Origin of the sequence: Gordonia rhizosphera NBRC 16068, from assembly GCF_000298195.1 — a bacterium.
GTDB lineage: Bacteria > Actinomycetota > Actinomycetes > Mycobacteriales > Mycobacteriaceae > Gordonia > Gordonia rhizosphera.
Map to the genome: position 1 here is coordinate 1 of NZ_BAHC01000150.1, position 19,696 is coordinate 19,696.

Genomic DNA, 19,696 nt, shown 5'->3' on the forward strand with positions numbered 1-19,696 from the left:
GCGCCGCGATCTGCGGACGCGAGTGCAAAGGGGTTGTTGTGTCTTTCGAACTCATCGCACGCTGGTCACCGCCTTTGGTGGCAAGGGTTACGGGCGGGCTCTTCGTTCTTTACATCGCCGCGTCGTTCCTGGCCGACACGCTTGCGAAGATCGGCGTGACTGACTCGCAACAGGTGTTCACCGCGATGACGTCCAACCCATTGGCGTTCCGGCTCGGCCTGCTGGCGGCTTTTGTCTCGGGATTCATCTTCGTGGTAACCGCCTGGGCGCTGTACGTGCTGCTGGCGAGGGTGGGTCCCCAGTGGTCGCTGCTGTTCCTGCTGCTCAATGCAGTCGGGGTCGCGGTCCAGTGCGCCAGCCTGCTCGCGCTGATCGGCGCCCTTCAGTTGGTAGATCCTGTCGGCGGACCACCCGACCTGTCCCGCGCGCAGGTGAATGCGCTGGCCTACTGGTCGATCACTGTGTACGAGACTGGTTTCGTGGCCGCGCAGCTGTTCTTCGGTACGTGGCTCTTCCCGCTGGGCTACTTGGTTTACCGTTCCGGGTTCCTCCCGCGGGTCTTGGGGGTTCTGCTGATTCTGGATGGGGTGGCCGAGATGGTTTGGCTCGTTCAGGCCCTGGTGGTGCCGACTCGGCCTGATCTGAGGGTTCCTGGCATCTACGTCAGCCTGCTCGCCGAGGTCGGACTCGCGTTGTGGCTCTTGATCATGGGCGTGAAGGTCCCCGACGGACAGGCGGCCGAAGCCAGAGTGCCGCCCACCGGGATGGGCCGGTCGTCGGGATGAACGCGTCCTCCGAAGACAATCCGGCGTCCGGCAGACACGTCCCTTGGGGTACCGCGGCAATCCTCACGGTGCCGCAGGAGTGGCGTTCTGGCTCGCCAACTTTGCGATCTCGGTGACCCCGATTGCCGCTGAATACGTGCTGCGCTGTCGATCTCATAGGTTCCGATGCTGTTGGAAGCCTTTCTGGCCGGTCTGATTCTGGGGTTTCTGTGTGAGCGTGGTCATGACCCGCTTCGCCGAGCGGGTGCCCGGTCACGGTCCTTTCCAGAAGTCGTTGGTCCTCAGCCTCGCAGCGTTTGCCATTGTTACTATCCTCATCGAGATCCCGGCCAAGTTACTCGGCAGCGTCGCTGACCCAATGCGCAACTTCCTGATCGGCACGGTGTTCGACGCCGTCCGGATCCTCGTTCTGGGGGTCGTCGTCGGCGCCATCTCGCGGCGTTCGACTGGGTCGCAGACGATAAGGTGACTGTCGATGGGGCGAGCCTTCGGAATGGTAATGACGACTCCGAGATCGCACCCAGAAGCTGCGACATCAAGATTCGCATGTGGCTAAAAACATCAAGGCGGCCAACGATTCCGGTCGAACGCCCGACACGATCGCACGCCTACGACTTGACATGTCGCGCCGCATGAGCGAGGGGAGTGCGAACGGCAGGGGCGTTATCGACGTTGCTCGGGACTCGGCATGCAGGTTAGTCGATGTTGCTGTGGCGGAGTGTACGCGGGTACCGTTGGCAGCCAAGGGAACTCGAGGAGTGCTCGGTGGGCAGAGTAGTCATGTACGGCCGGTGTCGGTAGACGGCTTCATCGCGGACGAGAACGACGAGCCCGGACCGCTGTTCGACTGGTTGTCCAATGGTAGCGTCCCGCTCGACGAGAGTGCCGGGTTGAACGTGTCGCAGACGTCCTATGACTACACCCGGCCGTACTGGGACCAGATCGGGGCGACAATCGTCGGCCGCCACGTCTTCGACATGACGGACGGATGGGACGGGAAGCCCCCGAGCGACCACGTGGTCGTCGTGACGCACCGGCCTGCGCCCGAGGGCTGGGACCCCGAGGCGCCGTTTCACTTCGTCGACGGCATCACCGCAGCCGTGGCCAAAGCGCAGGAACTTGCCGGTGACCGCATCGTCGAGGTCGCCGCGGGCGGCCAGGTGCTTGCCGCGGGCCTGATCGACGAGGTGCGCGTGGACGTTGTACCCGTCGTGATGGGGGCTGGTAAGCGGTACTTCGGGCCGGTCGACGCGCAGCACCTGTTGGAAAATCCCGACGCGGTCATGCGGGGGTGCGCGACCTGTTCCACGGCGCGGTCGCCGAAGAGTACTGGCGCGACACCGACCCAGAGGCCTTCTGGCAGCCCGCCGTCGATTACCCGCCCCTCATGGAGGGTGCGCGGCACCTGTACGTGACGGCGACGATAACCCGGCGACCCGATCACCCCTTCGGCCGCATCGTCGGTGACGGGTTGGTGCTCACGAACAACGGTTGTGGCCGAGATCGTAAGCGCCACATCGGATTCGAATCCGACAACGGATTGCACATCGGTGGCGCCCACCACTTCACCATGCTCAACGACGACACCGTCTACGAGTGGATGCTCCCTTTGCTGAGGCCTCGACGCACGCTCCCGCCGGGCACGGTCTGATCAGATCGTCGTCGGCCACCGCAGGGCACCGCGTTCCTCGATGCGTCCTGATGGCCGCTCTTCGCGGTCACCGAGCACACCGAATCATCGGCTGCGCAAGACCCCGAGCTCACGGATTTCGCTACGCGAACGCCTCCGGTGTGCCAGGCAATTCAGGACGAAACGGACCGAAGGCGGCGCGATCGTCGCCACAGACCGACCCACGACACGAGGATGCAGGCCGCAACGAGCGCGCGGGCGACACCGAGGCCCAGGGCGGAGTCCGGGTAGATCACCCCGGTGAGGTAGTGATCGATGAAACCCGATGGCGGCAGCCCCGTTTCGCCGGCGCGATCCCGGGCCCAGTTCTCGGCGTCGGTGAGCGGACACTCAAATCCCACCACCACTGACGCGACCCCCCACGCGACCGCGAACAGGTGCAGCACGATGGAGCGCGGCCAACGCCAGGCCACGAACCCGCCGACCGTGACGTACAGCAGAAACAGCAGGTGCAAGACCACGATGCCGTCGGCCAGAACCCGATAAGGCATGACTCCAGGGTAGGTCGAATCCGGCCGGTCGGACCCCTTGACGACAGAGGCTGAGCCCGCGTCACCCCGCGCCGCGGGCGCCGCTGCGATTGGCCCACGTCGCGTTCTTCGCCCCGGGTCGTCGTATGTACGTGGGAGCAGGTGACCAGACTCAGCCTCGTGATCTGGCGCCGCCGCGGCGATATTTGGCCAGGTAGCGATCCTTCTCTGCGGCGCTGTCCTCGGGCAGGAGCGGGCTGTGCTGCAGTCGCCGGGCCATCGCGGTGTAGATCGTCGCGGAGCCGACGACGGTGACGACCAGTGCGATCGCGGACGCGATGGCGGCCCCGGTCTGATGCTGGGCGAGGGAGAGCATCATCCATCCGAGGGCGGGGATGATCAGCACCACGAGCGAGTACGCGACCATGCTCATCGGGTGCCGATTGTCGTGGTCGGACTCGCGGCCTGTCGTGGCGAGGGTGGCCATCCTGATTCTCCTTATGGCGAAGGTGTTCTGACGGCTTTCAGCATTCGCCCTCAGACCTCGCGTGGGCGAGGGACTTTCGCCCCGTCGCCGTGGGTCGTCGGTCGGGTTGTAATCAATCCGGCGGGAATGGATTCGAGGCGCAGGGTGCCATGTTGCGGCCAGTCTCGCCGGACCCGGGACGCGTCGTTCAGCCGAGCAAGCTGCCGGGAACCGCAATGGAGATCGTGCTCGAACCGACGCACCGCGCAGATGCCAGGTGACGATGCCTCCATCCTCCACCACTTCGACGAGTACGAGCGCGCTTGTCGGCCACTCGATGGGCGGAGTTCGTCGGCATCCGCGTAATCCTCCACGCCCCCGAGGTCGCCACGCAACTCGGGCCTGGCGCCCATCTCGTCCTTTGCCGGTGCCACACCACCCGGCGGCGACCTCAAATCGCTGAGCCGGTTTCGCCAACCCGCGCTCCTGGCTAGCCGGACCAGAGCAGCCGCGTAGACGCGGGCACCAATCAAGATTGCCGTACCGAACACGGTGCAACCGGATTCAAGCGAAACGCGGTTTCTGCGATCTATGGCCTGATCGATCGCCACGCCAAAATAGCTGCGACACAGATTATTACACCGCTGTCAGGGTGCGGTCGGCACACGGCCTGCATTACACGGCAGGTGTAGGTCACCACAGGGCCGCGCGCCGATACAACCAAGGGATACTCATCGATGAGTCGCGCCGATCTGCGCGATCACCAACAACGACGACTCCATACGCCTTCACACCGAATGGAATCCGAGCACTCACAGATCGTCCGGACCGAATGAAGGGAGCGGGCCCGGAGTGCCGCTGGCGCGGTGGAGTCTTGCCGCGAGCTCGTCAAATGCCAGTGCCAGTTCGTTTCCGTCGATGACTTCGAGGTCGGTGTCGAGCTGTGTCAGCCAGAGTGCGAGTCGTGCCGGGTCTCCCGCGTCGATCTCAAGGATGCAGGTGGAGCTGTCGATGCTCTCGACAGCGACAGGGAACGGAGTCTTCGCAGCGACGGTGGTCGCGGAAGCGTGGACGAGCACTCGGGCGTGGTAGGTGTCGCCTGCCGTGGTGATGCGTCTGGAGACGTAGTCGATGACGTCGCGGTCCGGGATAGCGCGCGGCCGGAACGTTACGCCGGTTGGTGGGCGTGGGGTCATGCGGTCGACGCGGAAGATGCGCCAGTCGTCGCGGTCGAGGTCCCACGCGAGCAAGTACCAGAGGAGTCCCCAATTCACGAGACGTTGCGGTTCCACGTGGCGTGCCTGCTCGCCGCGTTCGGGTTTGGTGTATCCGAACCGGAGCCGCTCGTGACCGCGGATCGCGGATGCGACAACGCTGAGCGCGGAGAGGTCGAGGAGTGGTGCGTTTCCGGGCACGACGCTGGTCGCCTCCCGGACTGCGTCGACGCGCCGGCGCAGATGGGCCGGCAGCACCTGTTCCAGTTTCGCGAGCGCAGTGAGCGAGGCCTCTTCAGCCCCGGGCCGGCCGGTAGCGACCGCGCCGAGTCCGATCGCGACCGCGACGGCTTCGTCGTCGTCGAGCAGTAGCGGCGGCATCGCAGCCCCCGGGGCCAGCCGATACCCGCCCGCGACCCCGGGGCGCGCGTTCACGGGGTAGCCGAGTGAGCGCAGCTTGCTGATGTCGGCGCGCACCGTCCTCGCGCTCACATCCAGGCGGTCGGCAAGCTCGGAGCTCGTCCAGTCGCGTCTGAGCTGGAGCAGCGACAGCAACTCGAGCAGGCGGGCCGAGGTTTGCAGCATGCTGCTCATCATCCCAGCAAATGCGGAAGTAAACCTGCCGCGATTGCTGAAATAGTGGGTGTCATGACCGACAACCATGCACTCACACCGTTCCGTGTCGATGTCCCCCAGGTCGATGTCGATGATCTGCGAGACCGGCTGGCGCGCGCCCGCTGGCCACTCCCGGTGCCGGGGCGAGACGATCGCGCCGACTTCAGCCGCGGCATCCCCGTGGCGTACCTGAGAGAGCTCGCCGAGTACTGGCGCGATGGTTTCGACTGGCGCGCGCAGGAGGCGCGTCTCAACGAGTTCGAGCAGTTCACGACGATCGTCGACGGCCAGACCTTCCATATCGTCCATGCGCGATCGTCGAACCCGGATGCGACCCCGCTGCTGCTGCACCACGGCTGGCCGGGTTCGTTCGTCGAGTATCAGCGACTCATCCCGCTACTGACCGACGAATTCCATGTCGTCGTCCCCTCACCGCCGGGCTTCGGCTTCTCCACCCCCCTCGCACGGGCTGGCTGGGAACTGGCACAGACGGCCGAAGCCTTCGCGGAGATCATGACCCGACTCGGGTATCAGCGTTTCGCGGCGCACGGCACCGACACCGGCAGCGGCATCATGAGTCGCCTCGCAGCAGTCCACCCGGAGCGGGTTATCGGCACGCACTACGGCGCCGAGCGCCGATTGCTCGGCCTGGTCGGAGTGCTCTTCCCTGCGCCCACTGACCTTTCCGACGAGGAGGACAGCCAACTCGCCGCGATGCAGGCCGAAGCCGCATCCGAACGCGGGTACCTCGAGATGCACAACCACAAGCCGGACACGATCGGCGCAGCCCTCACCGACTCGCCGATCGCCCTGCTCGCGTGGATCGCCGAGAAGTTCAAGGCCAGGGAAAGCAGCTACCGCACCCCAGACGAGTCGGTCGACCGCGACCAGCTCCTGGCGAACGTCACCCTGTACTGGTTCACCCGCAGCGGCGAGTCAAGCTCCCAGTTCTACTACGAAGCACAGCACTCCACTGTCGAACCCGCGATGTTCGCGCCCGTCCCGGCCGGATGGGCGGTCTTCGACACCCACCCGCTCATGCGCCGTGTCATGAACCCCACCGGAGCGATCGCCCACTGGAGCGAATACGCCGAAGGCGGCCACTTCCCCGCGATGGAACAACCGACTCTGCTCGCAGACGACATCCACACCTTCTTCCGCAGCATCTCCTGACCAGGGCAGCACCCAGCGACATCGCCGACGCCGAACCGCACCGGGCTTCTTGGAGGTTCTTTCACGCCTCGCCAGTTTCGTGGGAATCAGGCAGGCGTAGGGGACGACGCCCACTGGTGACGACGAGTGTGAACGAGCAAAGGGGGGAGCGGCGAGCCCCTGACCTGCGGCTCGCCATTTCGTGTGAGAATCGAGAGTCCGAATGAACACGTCAGTACCGCTCTCACCGGGGCGACCGCGTTCCTGATTGCAGGCAGCGTTCCCGACCGGATTCCGTCGTCGCGCCTGGCATGAGGGCCGCCGAGGGATCCCCGAATCGCGGGTTGAGGTCATCGATGACGTCCGCATGCCCGACGCATAGTGTGGTGATCATGGGCGAAGGAGGCCGTGGTGACCGAACCCGACTGGGTGGCCAGTTCGATCTGGTGGCACGTCTATCCGCTGGGCGCGCTCGGCGCGGATACCACGGGTCGGGATCGACGGCCCGGCAGATCGCTCTTGGCGCTGGTCGATTGGCTTGACCATGTCATCCGACTCGGCGCCAACGGACTGGCCCTGGGCCCGATCTTCCAGTCGACCTCCCACGGCTACGACACCATCGACCATTTCGTGGTCGACGATCGGATCGGCACCGCCGACGACCTGACCCACCTGATCGAGCAATGCCACCGTCGAGGGATCCGCGTCATGTTCGACGGCGTGTTCAATCACGTCGGCGCCGGCCACCCGCTCGTGGCCGAACCGCACTCGGCGGTCGAATCCGGTTGGGCACGACGCGATCCACGCACCGGCGGGCTACGCACCTTCGAAGGTCACAGTCACCTCGTCGAGCTCGACCACCGCAACCCCGCCGTCGCCGACATGGTGGGCGAGATCATTTGCCACTGGCTCGGGCGTGGCATCGACGGTTGGCGCCTCGACGCCGCATACGCCGTGCCGCAAGAGTTCTGGCGCCACGTGATCCCCGCGGTGAAAGACCGTTTCCCGCAGGCTTATCTGGTCGGCGAGGTCATCCACGGCGATTACGCCGACGACATCAGTGCCACCGGCATGGATTCGGTCACCCAGTACGAACTGTGGAAGGCGGTCTGGAGCAGCATCACCGACGCCAACATGCACGAACTCGCCTGGGCACTACAACGCCACAACACGATGCTCGACACGTTCGTGCCGTGGACGTTCGTGGGCAATCACGACGTCACCCGGATCGCCACCACGCTCGCCGACCACCATCCGCAGCTCGCCACCGTGCTGCTGGCGACGCTCCCGGGAACTCCAGCGGTCTACTACGGCGACGAACTGGGCTGGACCGGTGTGAAGGAGGAACGGGAGGGCGGCGACGACGCCATCCGCCCTGAGCTCCCGCCGTCTGCACCGACAGACGCAGATCTACCGTCGGAATATCGACTTCACCAGCGGCTCATCGGTATTCGCCGCAGATACCCGCGTATTCACGCGACCCGCGTCGTCGTCGAGGATGTCCGGCAGGGTCTCCTGCGTTACCGGCTACCTCTCGACGACGGCCCGGACCTGGTCGTCGCGCTCAATGCGAACGATCATCCGGCCGGCACTCAGATCGGCGCGGCTACCAGGATCGACAGCGACGCCGCCCACCAGGAGGGGGACATGCTGCAGCTCGAACCGGGCGGCTGGTGGATCGGCGAGACGTAGCTGGCCCGTAGGTCCCGGCAAAACTCCTGTTGCTTTCGAGGTCGCCGACGCCCGTGACTGGTGAATCACTCGACAGGGTGCGACCGACGCTCCAGACGACACAGGTAGTCGCGGCGATGTCGGACTTCAGCGTCCTCGGCGCATTTGTGTAACCGAACATCCAGCCGTAATTGGGGATGCCCTCGATCAGGGTCGCCTTGTTGGTGAGCTCCTCCTCGAAGCGGTGCTCTCGCCCGTCGACCTTGAGCTCGATGCAGCCGAGCAGCTGGATGTTGAGGCCGGTGGCGGTGATGATCAGGTCGGCCTCGAGCTCTTCACCGGATTGCAGGCCGCATCAGGATCGTCATATTTCACGTTCACAGTCGCAGGACCGATCCCGACGCCCAGCGAGAATCCCTGCGCAACGGAGGGTTGCTTGTGTAGGTGATCTGCTCTGTTCGTAAGCTCGTCGTCGCCTGCCGGTGTGAGTCCGGTCCGGGTAGCTGCCAGGTGGGCCCGGTAGCAGGCTGGCGGTCTCGTGTGGAAACGTGCGGGGTCGAATCGTATCGTCCCGCAAGGACGCGCTCGTGCGACGTGTGCGAGTTGACTGCTTGCCGGAACCGGGACGTACACAGCGCTATTCCGACCCGTTCGGGACCGTGAAGAATCGGATCGACATCCCCACCGGCACCAACATCTGCTGATCGACCGCGTGCGTGGCACAGCCATTATCCGGCGGTGCAGCACCTTGTCTACAATTCGTCTACACTGAGGTGATGGCTGCAGAAACCACAACCGTCCGTGTGCGTCGACCAGATTCCGAGCGCCTCCAAGCACTCGCCAAGGCCCGCCAGACCGCCGTTGTCGACGTCGTGCACGCGGCCATTGACGCCCTGGAGCGGCAGGAGTTCCTCCGCGGACTAAACGGCGACTACCAGCGTCTGCGCGGTAATCCCGAACTGTGGGAGCAGTACCTGAACGAACGCCACGAATGGGACCACCTTGCGTGATCTGGCGAGGGGAGGTCTACCTCGTCGACCTCGGCCAGCCGGTCGGCCACGAGCCGGCCTTCCGCCGCCCGGCGGTGGTGGTGTCGGTAGACATTCTCAACAACGGACCGGGCGGCCTGGTGGTCGTCGTTCCGATCACCACCGTTGGCTACGGTCTGCGAAGCCACGTCGAACTTGAGTCGGACGGCAGCGGGCTCGACCACACCTCATACGCACGCTGCGATCAATTGCGAGTTGTATCCGTCGAACGGCTGTCGTCTCAAATGACTATTCTCAACCCAGAGCAAATGCGGGCGATTGATCAGGCGCTGCGATTTGTCCTCGACCTATGAAACGCCAAAATGAGGTACTTACCGGGGCAGCAACTGCTTCAATTCATCACTGTGACGTAATTGAAGCGCCCGGAATAGGACCCGGAAAGCAGGGGCTCAGAGCGGGCAAGACTCAACCATTGGGCTCCAAGCATCAAGGCGGCCAACAATTCCGGTCGAACGGCGCGACACGAGCGCAAGCCGACGATTATTCGACATCGCGGATTGAGAGTGGGCTGGTTCGAGGTGATGTTGTCCACGGCGTCTTGCTGGTCTTCCGCAGTCATCTTCGGGCTGGGTGCCACGGCGGTGCGGTGTCATTGCGGGTCCACAGCGGCCAGCTTGGTCTTGATCGCCCACGCAAGGAAGCGGACGGCGAATTCACGCGTGCTAGAACCCTGACCTGCAATTTCACTCAAGATCCGAAGAGACGAGTTCTCTCATCTATTTAAACTCGTCCCACTCGCGAGCCGATAAGATACATTATGTCAAGTAAACCACTGCATATTGCACCGCAAACGAGTTCGTCCCCGCACCGATGTGTTGGATGACAATGTAGATGAGACTTTGACACGCTAGTTGAGACTCGGTGACACGGACATGAGACTCGGTCGGACGCCACCTGCGGAAAGTCGACGAGGACTCCCAGATCGACTGTCACTCAGGGCCAACGGAGCCGCGAATCGCTCGGCAGCACCAATTCAAATGACACCGGTCTCGAAGCCGCTCCGCCGATCGCCACAGGTCAGGAGCTCCAGCACATGTCACCAGTCCCAGATCGGCTGTCATCCGACACGATGGGTAGGTTGTGGATCTACACACTACAACTCCAGAACCACGCGGAGCGCAGCGTCGACGCGCCGCAACTCCTCATAGGTCAGGTATCCCGCACTCTCGCCGAGTCGCTGCGGATCAACAGCCGCAACCTGCTCAGCCAGGACCCGCGTTGTTCGACCCGCGACCTCTACTTCAGGCCTGAATGTCGCCGCCCGCGCCGACGTTGATGTCGGCGCGACCAGCCAGGTAGAAAGCGGCAACTGGTCGGATTGCACCACCACCGCGTAGCGGGCGCCCGACTGTTCGTGGCCGCGGGCATTCTTCGGAGTGCGAAGTCGGTACACCTCACCTCGCACGTAACGCCTCCATGTCCCGAAGCACCTGCGCGGCCTCAGCTCGATCGATCGGGTCACCGGCCAGCGCCTCCGCTTCCTCGCGGAGCGACTTGGCAACCTTGCGTCTTGCTGCGTCGATGAGCGCAGCGCGGACCGCAGCCGATACGGGCGTACCGTCTTCGGTCAGGATCGACAGCGCCCGAGAAGTGTCCTCGTCGGGTCGAAACGTGATCGTGTCAGCCATCATCAGATTGTAGTACAAATCGTAAGACACGCGGTGGCTTCTGTGGGGTCTGGGGATTATGCAGTACCCGAATATGCAGCATTGCCAGTAAATCTTGCGTATTGCGCTGCGCTGCAGTGCTATTCATCAGTCATCGCGCACCACCACTGTCGGATGACAACCTAGATGAGACTTGGCCATGTCGGATGACGGCCCGCGTGAGTGAGAGGTGGCACCCAACTTGGGAGCCCTGCCGCGTCCGTGGCGGGCCCTTATTGCTGAGGTGCGGGCGCTCTACCCCCGAGCGGCTACTGCCAGTTTGGCGGCCTCGACCAGATGCTCCGCCGCGCGGATCATCCGCTTTAGCTCCGCGGAGGTTAGGTCCTGATGCGTGCACGCAGCCTTGTTCTTCAGGTTCAACAGAGTGTTCAGGTGTCGCTCGGATCCGCTGTCCGCACGCTTCAGTAGGGCGACGGCCTCGCTGTGGCTGCCGGTGTTGGAGTGCACACCGAGGCGAACGCAGCAGATAACGTCCGAGGCGGCGATGCCAGCGTCGACATACAGGTCCCCGGCGGCGTTGGGCATCCCCTCCCCGAGATGGTCCGCGGCATCGAAGAACTCGTTCGCCTTCGACATCCGACCTACGATGACCACTGAGTCGCAGTCGCGCTGCGCCGCCATCAGGATCTCCCCGACGCCGGGCGCAGCTGCGCGTTGAGCCAGGACCGTCGACCCGCAACAGTTAGGCCCTGCTTCGCCACGTCACGGAGCAGAGGTTCACCGGCGGCAGCCGCGGCGCGGAACTCGTCCGCAGCGTACTCGACGATGCGGCCGTCGTTGCCGGTCCACGCTGTGATCCGCCGGGCGAGTTCAGTCACCCGCTGCTCCCAACCGTCGTCGCCGTCGTGGCCGGAGTTGCAGGCGCGCACCAGGATCAGGTCAATGTCGCTGTCGAGCTTCATTTGCCCCGTCGCCGCCGACCCGAACACCGCGGCGTACCGCAGCGTCGTACCCCACTCTTGCAGGTACTCTTCGAGCCGGTTCAGGAACTTGGAGTTCAGACGTGACAGCGCCATGATGGGCTCAGCCGCGAGGTGTTCGATGTTGAGGCGATAGGTGTTGGTCCGACCTACCTGGTCGTGGAGCACCACGCCCTGCGCGGTGAGTCGGTTAAGGACCTTGCGGATGCCCTCACCCGATGCCGTGGTGAGAATGCGCTGGACCTGGCTGATCGTGAACGCGGCGTCTGCGGACGCCAAGACCGCGAGCACGTCGCCGTCCAGGGTCGGCGTTACCGTGGCGAACGGCTTGTTCAACTGCATGACCGACACCTCATCTCCAACTAAAGTTAGGGTAACACAACTATAGTGTGTTTGCGACGGCGGAGAAGTCCGAGCGCGTAATTCCCGCTGGCAACAAGAACATCGCACTCTTCCATCGATGGCTCGCCGGTCGCAACGATGGCATCGATTGGCCTGTCCGATAATTCGCCACGTGGCACCACCTCCGGCGCCTTGGTTTGCTCTCCCTTGTGTAGTTCCCCGTCAGCGAGACTGCTGTCCCCGGTTCGAATGATGGAATATGCAGCAATCGAATATGCAGTGTTACCAGTGAAGGCGGCAATGTTGCAGCAGATCCAGTCGGACCCCGACCTATTACGCCGCCCGCGCGATGGCACTGTTCTAGTCTCGGCTCGATGGATACACGACACAGCGGGACCGGGCAACGAGACGCGGGAGTGCCCGAGAACCGGGCGACACTCCTGATCGCGGCCGGCTCGGGGGCGGTTGCCTTCGCGATCGGCTTCAACCTCGGCGCGTTCGGAGAGGTGTTCTTCGACCAGGTCTTCACGGTGTGGGTGGTTGCGACGATCGTGTTCGTGGGTTCCCTCATCGCCGACCTTCCGCCACGCACGTGGCTGCGGCGGCTGGTTCTGCTCGTGCCGTCGCTATGGCTGCTGGTGTCGTGGCTCCACAACACCTACGACCTCAAGTACGTCGATGTTCGCGTCGTGACCGCCGTGAGCCTGATCGTGACCGGCGTCGCCATTCCCTATCTGGGCTGGGTCCTCTTCACGGTGATCAATCCGGACTTCCCGAATCTGTCACGACGGCACAGAGGCGCCGTGCTGATAGCCATCGCCGTTTCTCTCGTCATCGGCGTGTTCTTCGGTGCGAACAACGACGCAGTGCTCACGTGCCACGACTTCAAGGTCAGCGGCAACGATCTTCCCGATAACTGCCGGAGGGGGCTGTCCTGACCCGGATTTTGGGGATCAGACGGTCGAAGGCGACAGCACCGCCACGGTGAAGAGTGTGCCGTGATCGCGACGAGCGTGTTGCTGTGGGCCCCGCGCTGTCCACGACCGACTTGTCGCACGGATGAGCTTGCGAACGGTTGCACTCGATTTTCTTCGTCGCATCATTTCTGCCGCCCTGCCCGGGTGCGCTGTCGGCGATCAGCGCGCGAGGCCAAGAAACGCCATCAGCGAGCGTTCGACCTCGACGAGTTGTTCGGAGGTCAACCGTCCCACACGAGCGAGAACATTCGATCGCCTGACCGCTGTCAGCTTGTCGACCATCACGTCGCTGTCACGATCGAGTCCAGAGAGACCACCCTCGCCGGCCGGGATGCGAATCCGCATCAACGGTGCATCGAGGAGATGGCTGGTCATCGGTGCGACAACGACCGACAACGTTGCATCGAAGAGACCGTCCTGAACGATGACTGCCGGTCGCGTCTTCGTCGTGTAAACACCACCCGCGACGGTCCAGATCTCGCCGCGGATCACTCCTCATCGTCCCAAGATGTCGCGATGGACTCCACGAAATCCTGGTCGTCGCTCCCGTTGTCCGCCTCCGCAACGAGGCAAGACTGCCTGTGCGCTTCCGCGGCGAAAGTCGCCTCGACCTGTTGAGTATGCAGCAATCGAATATGCAAAGTTACCGGTAAAGGCGGCAATATTCACGGCTGGTCGTTGTGACGAAGGAACGACGCCGGAGTCAGTCGCCACGCCCTGGATGGCTTCGACGAGGTCGTCGAGGGTATCGGCTACTGGGTAGGGGTAGTCCTCGCCGGACAGGACGCGGCCGGCGCGGCCGGGCGGGATCGCGGCGGTTTGGATTCCCACCCTGCGCGTCGTGGCCTACCCTGCGATCATGACCGTCGCAGTCACCGCGGATCCGTCCGCCCATCGCTACCAGATCACCACCGAAGGTCAGCTCGCCGGGTTCACGTCCTACCGCGACCGCGAGGTCGGAGGATCATCTGAGCGGATCTTCTTCCACACCGAAGTCGCCCCGGAATTCGGTGGCCAGGGCTTGGCCACCACCCTCATCGAACACGCCCTCGACGACACCCGCGCGCAGGGCCGTACCATCATCGCGGTCTGTCCGCTCGTGGCCGCATTCCTGAAGAAACATCCCGACTATGCCGCCGCGTCGCACCCGGTCACCCCCGATGTGCTCACCTGGCTCGATACCGAGCTCGCACACCAGAAACCTTCTGATAGCTGAGGATTCGATCAGCGGGGCCCACCCGGAACCAGCGGTCCAGCACGGCCTGCACTGCGGCGCAGATGATCGGGTTGCCGCGTGAGCGATCACAACCTCATCGGTCGCACGTACCAAATCGAAATCTCGCACGTGGAGTGCATCGTGACCGCATGCCGCGAGTGCGCCGCATACGGTCCATTACTGCCAGGTCGACAGCGATGCGCGTGGACACCATGGGTCAACTCCGCCCTGGCCCAAGTTCGAACGCGTTCCAAGCGCCGAAGCCCCGCCCACGAAGAATAATGTCAACGCTCCATCGTCATATGCAGCACGATCCCCCACACCGGTACCATCCAGTCAGATCAGGCCGAGAACATGCCGCAATCGAAAATGCACGATTCCTGGTAAACCACTTGAAAATGCGTTCCTACACTCGCGATCAACAGATCCGCCATGCCGACCGCCCGGTGCCGACTCATTCGTGACAAGTCCCGCTGTGCGGCCAATGCAAGCTGCCAGTGCTCGTCGCCGGTCTCGAGGTACACACCGTGAACCATGCGAGCGGCGGCACTGGTGTCGGCGTTGGCCACGTCGACGAGTTCGACCCACGGTACGGGGAGCACGGCCCCGGACTGCTGGCGGCCGCGAAGTCCTCACGCGTCGGCGCGTCGAGATCCGGGCGGAAATGTGTGTACATGTCTTCGTGCATGATCATCGTCGTATCCACCTGCGTCGGCATGAGTCCAGCGACCCGAATGTTTAATGGGCCCAGCTCGTTTGCAAAGGTCTTCATCCGCCCGAGGGCCCCATGTTTGGCAGTGTAGTGCGCAAGGTTGGCCGACCCCTGCACGCTCGCACACAGGTGATGATGATCGATCCCTTACCGCGCTCAAGAAGATGCTGCACAGCAACCATCGGCTGGTCTAGCTCAGACCCGATGGCACCATCTTGCCGTTGACCGTCACGGTGACCTCTCCGGTCTGGGTGTTCTCGGTGATCTTGCCGTGCTCAAAAGTCACCTCTTGCACGTCGCCCTCGGTGGTCAGGTCGCTGGTGGGAACTCCCAAAGGTCCGGGCGAGCCGTTCTTGCCGGTGAGCGACGGGGTGCCGTCCGGTGCTCGCTCGGTGTTCCATGCGTCCCGAATCTTGCCCGACGTGACGATATACGCCGGCGTCTCCGGGGCCTCGTTCTTCGCGATGATCACGCCGCCCTGGAACTGCTGGAACACGACGCCACTCTCGCGGGTCCCAGCATTGTGGTCGCCGGTCAGCGGCTTGCCGAGCGTGTCCCTCTGGGCGTCGGTCGCCGAAGTGTACTTGACGGCGAGCGGGCCGGTCAGTGTCACCTCGACGTCACGTTCCCCCATGATCGTCACTTCGGTGGGGTCGGCCTCGGTCGTCGACTCCGCCACCGTGTCTGCGGTCGTTTCGTCGCTGGGATCGGTCGCCAACTCCGACACCGAAGCCGCGACCGCCGAGGCCTGCGAGGCGGCGGCGTCCTTCGTATCGTCGCTACCGCATGCAGCGGCAATCAGCGTGACCGCAGACAGTCCGGCGAAGAAGGTGGTGCGGTGGGAAGCGAACTGCCTCATGTATTCCTCTCGGATCTTTGATACATAGCCGATCCAGCGTGCGCGAACCGGACGTCCGGTTCGACTCTATTGGTACGACCGCGCGGAGGTGGACCGTCGTGGTCAACGGTCTCGTCCCACCTCCAGTGGGACCACATGCGGCGTTGCATCAATCAGCCCGCAACTCTGCTTGAGAACCTGGACTTCACCGACTTGGCGCAATCTTCGAGGTTCTCCCTCGTGCCGCGCAGGGTTCATCCGGTCACCCGTGTGACAACCACTATCACCCAATCGCTGCAAGCGGTCCCGTACTACCCGGAATGAGGTGACGTCGCCTACCGCTGCGGCGATAGACCATCACTTGGCGCAGGACGAGGTAGCGAGAGAGCCATGCAAGTAAGCAACAATAGGATATCCCCGGATTGTCGCACACGCGACGTATTATACTGCGCCACAATGACATCCACTGATCTGAATGCTGAGTCATTGACGTCCTGGTTGACAAAACATCGTAAGACATGACGCGGGCATTTCGGGGCCTGAGGATTATGCAGTGATCGAATATGCACTTTCGTCAATTCCCACCGGGTCATCCTTGACGCGTCAAGACCCAGGAGCGCCTGGATGCGTCACCGAACGAAGATCCAGTTGGGGTATGCCAACAAAATCGCCTGGGTTGCAGGTAAACAGTGGGATACCGTTCGCGATTGCACTGGCAGCGATTAATGCGTCAGATGCGCGCGCATTGGGTTTTCGCCCTGACGAGCGCAACGCGGCTGCGACGCTCCCGAAGGCTCGTGCACTTTCGGCATTGAATGCCAGCACCTCGAAATCCGCTTCCGCCTGCTGCACGTGCTGTTGTCGGGCACTTCGCTCATGGTCGGTCCGCGCGACATGTGGGCCGACCGAGAGCTCCGCAAGGGTGATTGCACTGATCACCGACTCTTTGGGTAGCTCGTCGGGATCGGTCAATCTCCCGAGCAGAATCACAGTTGACGTATCAAGCACTCCCCGCGTTGTGACGACCGGTTCTGTCACAACGACGGATCCAACACGCTATCGATGTCAGACCGCAGGACGTCCGGGTCGACCTGCGGAAGGTGGGCGCGCCGGCGGATCAACTCCGCCGCGCTCACACTCTTCCTTGGCAAAGAACGAAGTTCGGCCACTGGCTCACCATCCCGCGTCACTACGATCCGCTCACCGCGCTCGACTCTGCGCAATACCTCGCCGCCGTTGTTCCGCAGATCCCTGACACTCACCCTTTCGGTCATACCACGAGTGTATCACCGGTGATACATGCCTACTCCTGACGAATACGCAGCTATCGAATATGCAGCTATCGAATATGCAGGGCGATCAGTAATGCTCTCGCGACTGTCCGTAGCACAGGTTCGACGCAGCACGGTCGTCAGCGAATCGCCCCCCGTTCGAGCACCCACCGGTGACGGAACTGAATCACTTCGGCAGCGGTCCGCCATAGGTGTCGGCCAATGCGAGGGTGACCCGCTCGGTCAGCCCGACCAGATCTGCGACCTCAGCACCATCGCCACCCCGGCGTGCGACAACACGCCATCCCCGTCAGCCAATATATTCGCCCGAGCAATCCGCCATCTGCTGATGGCACCACAGAATGTAGGACACGACACCGTGCTGCGATCGTGGGTCAACGCCGTGACCGGATATGCATGTGTGCCAGAACTCCAGCGTAATACTCTGAACTCCAGCCGATTTCATCGCCAAACCTTCAACTCGGGGCCTGACGATCTCAGTGGGCGCCCTTGATGACGAAGTAGGAGCCGCGGATGGTGCCCGCGAGCTTCGACTTCTGCCTTGCGAACTTGAACGTCGAAGCAAGCTCCTCAGGTATCTCCATGCCATCGGATAGCTTGAAGCCGACCGCCCGCTTCCCACCGTCGTCGAGCGCATACATCACGTTGATCGACAGGCCACTCTCATAGAAGACATAGGCCATCCGGATGCCGTCGACCTCGAACTCGGTCGCCTCCAGTGGCCGGGACCCGATGACCAGGTCGCGCTCATCCTTCAGGATCCGGTGCACCCAGTCGATCGTGGAGGTCGCCTCGTCGGCCGGCACGACGGTGAACGCATGGTCATACTTGTTCTTGAAGTAGCGCGCCTCATTGGCTCGCAGCCCGGCGAGCGCCTCGGCGACCGGCGATGATTCGAGACCGACGGTCGACACGTCGGCGAAATCTACGGCATACGCCATGTTCTCAGCCTTCCTATCCGGCAAGGTGCTGCCTCAAGGGCGCCAAGTCGAGATTTTGAAACTCCGCTGCATCCGAAAGACTGCCGGCTTCAACTCGAGCCCGCTGCCAATCGGGTGATCGAAAGGTCCAGGAACGACCGTCGCCCGCACCCCATTCTGTACTGCGCGACCATCGTGGCGGGAACCACCACGCATGACACGCCGGTCAGGTCGGACTGGTGTTCGATTTGTCCTGATACGGTCATGCTCCGTGAGCGAATCCGCACGGCGGCCTGCGCCCGCCGACTGGGAACCAGCAGAAAACCGGGTAGGTCTGCTCGACAGGCGCGGGCTGGGCCTGTCGATCGCGGCCGGTGCAGTCGCGGTCTTCTGGGCGTTCCTCCTACCACTCATCGCGTCTGCGGTCACCGCGGACGAGGACATCGAGGCAGGCACGGTCCTTGATATCGGCTCCGGTGCCACGATGCGTCCCGCTGCCGGGTGGATCCTCGACGAGGGCGCCAAAGCCGGTGAGCGTCCACCCGGCAGCACCGGCGGTCCGGCCACGACAGTCGTTCACAACGGGGCCGTGACGCTCACTATCAGCGGCGGAACTTTCGGGGGTGACCTCTCCGAGTTCATGGACCGGGTGGTGGAACTTCAGCAGGAGGAAGCCGACGGTTAGCATATCGACGGGCATCGAACCACGTTCCACACCCTTGACGGCGTCGACGGTTTACGAGAGGGCTTCATAGCCGCCGACAGCGAAGGTCTCGTCGCGGTCCTGATCGGACCTGCGGCCATCGATGGGGCCCCCGACGTGGCTCTGCGGATCGTCGCCGAGGGCCCCCACGGCGACTTCGCAACTCAGAGCGATGCCATCACACAGATGATCGAGTCGATCCGTTTCGAGGTGACCCCATGAGCGCCCCCGACAGCATGGCCCGTCGACTCGAGGCGATTGAGGAATCCGGCTGGGGTCGTCCGATCAGACTCGTCCAGCCACGGAATCTGGCTTTCTGGATCTATGTCGTCTTCGTGGCGATCGGCATCTTTTCGTTCGCCACCAAGCTCGCCGACCTACCGTCGGCCTACACCACGGCGATTGTTGCCGCACTACTCGTCTGGGCGGTGTACACCGTCCCGTGGGTCATCTTCCTGCACGTCACCGATCGATACGAACGTGAACCCGCAAAGCTGGCCGTGTGGGGATTCATCTGGGGCGGCTTCGCCGCGACCTGGGCCATCGCCATTCACGGTAACAATGCGCTTCACGATCTCTATGCAACGCTGATCTCGCCCGAGTTCGCACTCAACTTCGCTCCGCCGCTGTCGGCTCCGCTTGTCGAGGAAAGCTCCAAGGCCGTCGGCTTCGTGCTGATCCTGGTCCTGGCCCGCCATGCGGTACGCTCCGCATTCGACGGTCTGATCATCGGTGCTTTCATCGGTCTCGGTTTCCAGGTCCTCGAGAACATCCACTACGCACTCGCCGCTGCCGAAACCGCATTCGGCAGCGCCAACATCAGTGGTGTCATCGGAACCATCGTCGGCCGCGGACTGATCACCGGGCTGTTCACACACGTGCTGTTCTCGGCGCTTGTCTGCGCGGGCTTGGTCTATCTGATCGGTACGCCCAGTGAACCGCGGAACGTGACGCGCGGTTTGCTTCTCGTCTGCGGTGGCGTGATCGGCCACGGCTT

The 19,696-nt window shown here is 63.3% G+C and carries 25 protein-coding genes and 1 pseudogene; 12 read left to right on the top strand and 14 right to left on the bottom strand.

The annotated features are described in order from the left end of the window. From GORHZ_RS29595 to GORHZ_RS18490, 4 genes and pseudogenes are all read left to right on the top strand, one after another. The coding region (locus tag GORHZ_RS29595) for a DUF4386 domain-containing protein (RefSeq protein WP_006335702.1) at nucleotides 1-785 on the top strand (785 nt) is incomplete at its 5' end. Between the two features lie 223 nt (nucleotides 786-1,008). After that, complete coding sequence (locus GORHZ_RS18480; protein ID WP_157205260.1) at nucleotides 1,009-1,254, top strand: hypothetical protein; 246 nt, start codon at nucleotides 1,009-1,011, stop codon at nucleotides 1,252-1,254. A 296-nt stretch (nucleotides 1,255-1,550) separates the two neighbouring features. Then, nucleotides 1,551-2,077: pseudogene (locus tag GORHZ_RS18485) on the top strand (dihydrofolate reductase family protein); the annotation flags it as partial. Between the two features lie 119 nt (nucleotides 2,078-2,196). After that, nucleotides 2,197-2,436, top strand: a complete 240-nt coding sequence (locus tag GORHZ_RS18490) for a hypothetical protein (RefSeq protein WP_245551464.1) — start codon at nucleotides 2,197-2,199, stop codon at nucleotides 2,434-2,436. A 152-nt stretch (nucleotides 2,437-2,588) separates the two neighbouring features. On the opposite strand, the gene GORHZ_RS18495 is transcribed toward GORHZ_RS18490, so the two are convergent. From GORHZ_RS18495 to GORHZ_RS18505, 3 genes are all read right to left on the bottom strand, one after another. Continuing rightward, complete coding sequence (locus GORHZ_RS18495; protein WP_006335706.1) at nucleotides 2,589-2,966, bottom strand: DUF2784 domain-containing protein; 378 nt, start codon at nucleotides 2,964-2,966, stop codon at nucleotides 2,589-2,591. A gap of 151 nt (nucleotides 2,967-3,117) precedes the next feature. Then, nucleotides 3,118-3,432 carry a hypothetical protein gene (locus GORHZ_RS18500; RefSeq protein WP_006335707.1) on the bottom strand — a complete coding sequence of 105 codons (315 nt, stop codon included), beginning with the start codon at nucleotides 3,430-3,432 and terminating at the stop codon, nucleotides 3,118-3,120. A gap of 791 nt (nucleotides 3,433-4,223) precedes the next feature. Continuing rightward, nucleotides 4,224-5,210: a helix-turn-helix transcriptional regulator gene (locus GORHZ_RS18505; RefSeq protein WP_006335709.1), complete on the bottom strand. Its 987-nt coding sequence runs from the start codon at nucleotides 5,208-5,210 to the stop codon at nucleotides 4,224-4,226. 63 nt (nucleotides 5,211-5,273) lie between these two features. Here GORHZ_RS18505 and GORHZ_RS18510 point away from each other — a divergent pair, with 63 nt between their 5' ends. From GORHZ_RS18510 to GORHZ_RS18525, 4 genes are all read left to right on the top strand, one after another. Continuing rightward, on the top strand, nucleotides 5,274-6,413 hold the full coding sequence (locus tag GORHZ_RS18510) for an epoxide hydrolase family protein (protein WP_006335710.1): 1,140 nt from the start codon (nucleotides 5,274-5,276) through the stop codon (nucleotides 6,411-6,413). 390 nt (nucleotides 6,414-6,803) lie between these two features. After that, entirely contained in the window at nucleotides 6,804-8,084 is a 1,281-nt protein-coding gene (locus GORHZ_RS18515; RefSeq protein ID WP_040532452.1) for an alpha-amylase family glycosyl hydrolase, read from the top strand. Between the two features lie 755 nt (nucleotides 8,085-8,839). After that, on the top strand, nucleotides 8,840-9,073 hold the full coding sequence (locus tag GORHZ_RS18520) for a hypothetical protein (protein WP_006335712.1): 234 nt from the start codon (nucleotides 8,840-8,842) through the stop codon (nucleotides 9,071-9,073). Further along, nucleotides 9,070-9,405 carry a type II toxin-antitoxin system PemK/MazF family toxin gene (locus GORHZ_RS18525; protein ID WP_006335713.1) on the top strand — a complete coding sequence of 112 codons (336 nt, stop codon included), beginning with the start codon at nucleotides 9,070-9,072 and terminating at the stop codon, nucleotides 9,403-9,405. The genes GORHZ_RS18520 and GORHZ_RS18525 overlap by 4 nt, the downstream gene beginning before the upstream one ends. Nucleotides 9,406-10,205: 800 nt before the next feature. Here GORHZ_RS18525 and GORHZ_RS18530 read toward each other — a convergent pair. The 4 genes from GORHZ_RS18530 to GORHZ_RS18545 all read right to left on the bottom strand — a co-directional run bounded on the left by GORHZ_RS18530 (nucleotide 10,206) and on the right by GORHZ_RS18545 (nucleotide 12,041). Then, the gene (locus GORHZ_RS18530) at nucleotides 10,206-10,517 is read right to left on the bottom strand and encodes a type II toxin-antitoxin system PemK/MazF family toxin (protein WP_006335714.1); all 312 of its coding nucleotides are present in this window, start codon (nucleotides 10,515-10,517) and stop codon (nucleotides 10,206-10,208) included. Further along, nucleotides 10,507-10,740 (bottom strand): hypothetical protein, encoded by a 234-nt coding sequence (locus GORHZ_RS18535; RefSeq protein ID WP_040532454.1) that lies wholly within the window; start codon nucleotides 10,738-10,740, stop codon nucleotides 10,507-10,509. The genes GORHZ_RS18530 and GORHZ_RS18535 overlap by 11 nt, the downstream gene beginning before the upstream one ends. Before the next feature lie 273 nt (nucleotides 10,741-11,013). Continuing rightward, on the bottom strand, nucleotides 11,014-11,400 hold the full coding sequence (locus GORHZ_RS18540; RefSeq protein WP_006335716.1) for a hypothetical protein: 387 nt from the start codon (nucleotides 11,398-11,400) through the stop codon (nucleotides 11,014-11,016). Continuing rightward, entirely contained in the window at nucleotides 11,400-12,041 is a 642-nt protein-coding gene (locus tag GORHZ_RS18545; protein WP_006335717.1) for a nucleotidyltransferase domain-containing protein, read from the bottom strand. The genes GORHZ_RS18540 and GORHZ_RS18545 overlap by 1 nt, the downstream gene beginning before the upstream one ends. Nucleotides 12,042-12,415: 374 nt before the next feature. Here GORHZ_RS18545 and GORHZ_RS18550 point away from each other — a divergent pair, with 374 nt between their 5' ends. Continuing rightward, nucleotides 12,416-12,979, top strand: coding sequence for a hypothetical protein (locus tag GORHZ_RS18550; RefSeq protein ID WP_157205261.1), 564 nt, complete (start codon nucleotides 12,416-12,418; stop codon nucleotides 12,977-12,979). Nucleotides 12,980-13,177: 198 nt separating this feature from the next. On the opposite strand, the gene GORHZ_RS18555 is transcribed toward GORHZ_RS18550, so the two are convergent. Together GORHZ_RS18555 and GORHZ_RS30955 are read right to left on the bottom strand one after the other, a co-directional pair. Further along, nucleotides 13,178-13,510, bottom strand: coding sequence for a type II toxin-antitoxin system PemK/MazF family toxin (locus GORHZ_RS18555; protein WP_006335719.1), 333 nt, complete (start codon nucleotides 13,508-13,510; stop codon nucleotides 13,178-13,180). Further along, on the bottom strand, nucleotides 13,507-13,680 hold the full coding sequence (locus GORHZ_RS30955) for an antitoxin MazE-like protein (RefSeq protein WP_306302423.1): 174 nt from the start codon (nucleotides 13,678-13,680) through the stop codon (nucleotides 13,507-13,509). The genes GORHZ_RS18555 and GORHZ_RS30955 overlap by 4 nt, the downstream gene beginning before the upstream one ends. A 197-nt stretch (nucleotides 13,681-13,877) precedes the next feature. Here GORHZ_RS30955 and GORHZ_RS18560 point away from each other — a divergent pair, with 197 nt between their 5' ends. After that, nucleotides 13,878-14,234 carry a GNAT family N-acetyltransferase gene (locus tag GORHZ_RS18560; RefSeq protein ID WP_040532455.1) on the top strand — a complete coding sequence of 119 codons (357 nt, stop codon included), beginning with the start codon at nucleotides 13,878-13,880 and terminating at the stop codon, nucleotides 14,232-14,234. A gap of 341 nt (nucleotides 14,235-14,575) precedes the next feature. On the opposite strand, the gene GORHZ_RS18565 is transcribed toward GORHZ_RS18560, so the two are convergent. The 5 genes from GORHZ_RS18565 to GORHZ_RS18580 all read right to left on the bottom strand — a co-directional run bounded on the left by GORHZ_RS18565 (nucleotide 14,576) and on the right by GORHZ_RS18580 (nucleotide 18,017). Beyond that, a complete protein-coding gene (locus tag GORHZ_RS18565) occupies nucleotides 14,576-14,803 on the bottom strand; it encodes a PIN domain-containing protein (protein ID WP_040532446.1) in 228 nt (75 codons plus the stop codon). 333 nt (nucleotides 14,804-15,136) lie between these two features. Continuing rightward, complete coding sequence (locus GORHZ_RS18570; protein ID WP_006335722.1) at nucleotides 15,137-15,805, bottom strand: LGFP repeat-containing protein; 669 nt, start codon at nucleotides 15,803-15,805, stop codon at nucleotides 15,137-15,139. A 582-nt stretch (nucleotides 15,806-16,387) separates the two neighbouring features. After that, a complete protein-coding gene (locus GORHZ_RS30190; protein ID WP_245551468.1) occupies nucleotides 16,388-16,756 on the bottom strand; it encodes a type II toxin-antitoxin system VapC family toxin in 369 nt (122 codons plus the stop codon). 62 nt (nucleotides 16,757-16,818) lie between these two features. Next, nucleotides 16,819-17,058: a type II toxin-antitoxin system Phd/YefM family antitoxin gene (locus GORHZ_RS18575; RefSeq protein WP_006335724.1), complete on the bottom strand. Its 240-nt coding sequence runs from the start codon at nucleotides 17,056-17,058 to the stop codon at nucleotides 16,819-16,821. Nucleotides 17,059-17,552: 494 nt separating this feature from the next. Beyond that, complete coding sequence (locus tag GORHZ_RS18580) at nucleotides 17,553-18,017, bottom strand: DUF8821 family protein (protein ID WP_006335725.1); 465 nt, start codon at nucleotides 18,015-18,017, stop codon at nucleotides 17,553-17,555. Between the two features lie 250 nt (nucleotides 18,018-18,267). Here GORHZ_RS18580 and GORHZ_RS18585 point away from each other — a divergent pair, with 250 nt between their 5' ends. Continuing rightward, entirely contained in the window at nucleotides 18,268-18,681 is a 414-nt protein-coding gene (locus GORHZ_RS18585) for a hypothetical protein (protein ID WP_006335726.1), read from the top strand. Between the two features lie 236 nt (nucleotides 18,682-18,917). Further along, on the top strand, nucleotides 18,918-19,696 hold a 779-nt coding region (locus GORHZ_RS18590; protein WP_006335727.1), incomplete at its 3' end, for a PrsW family intramembrane metalloprotease.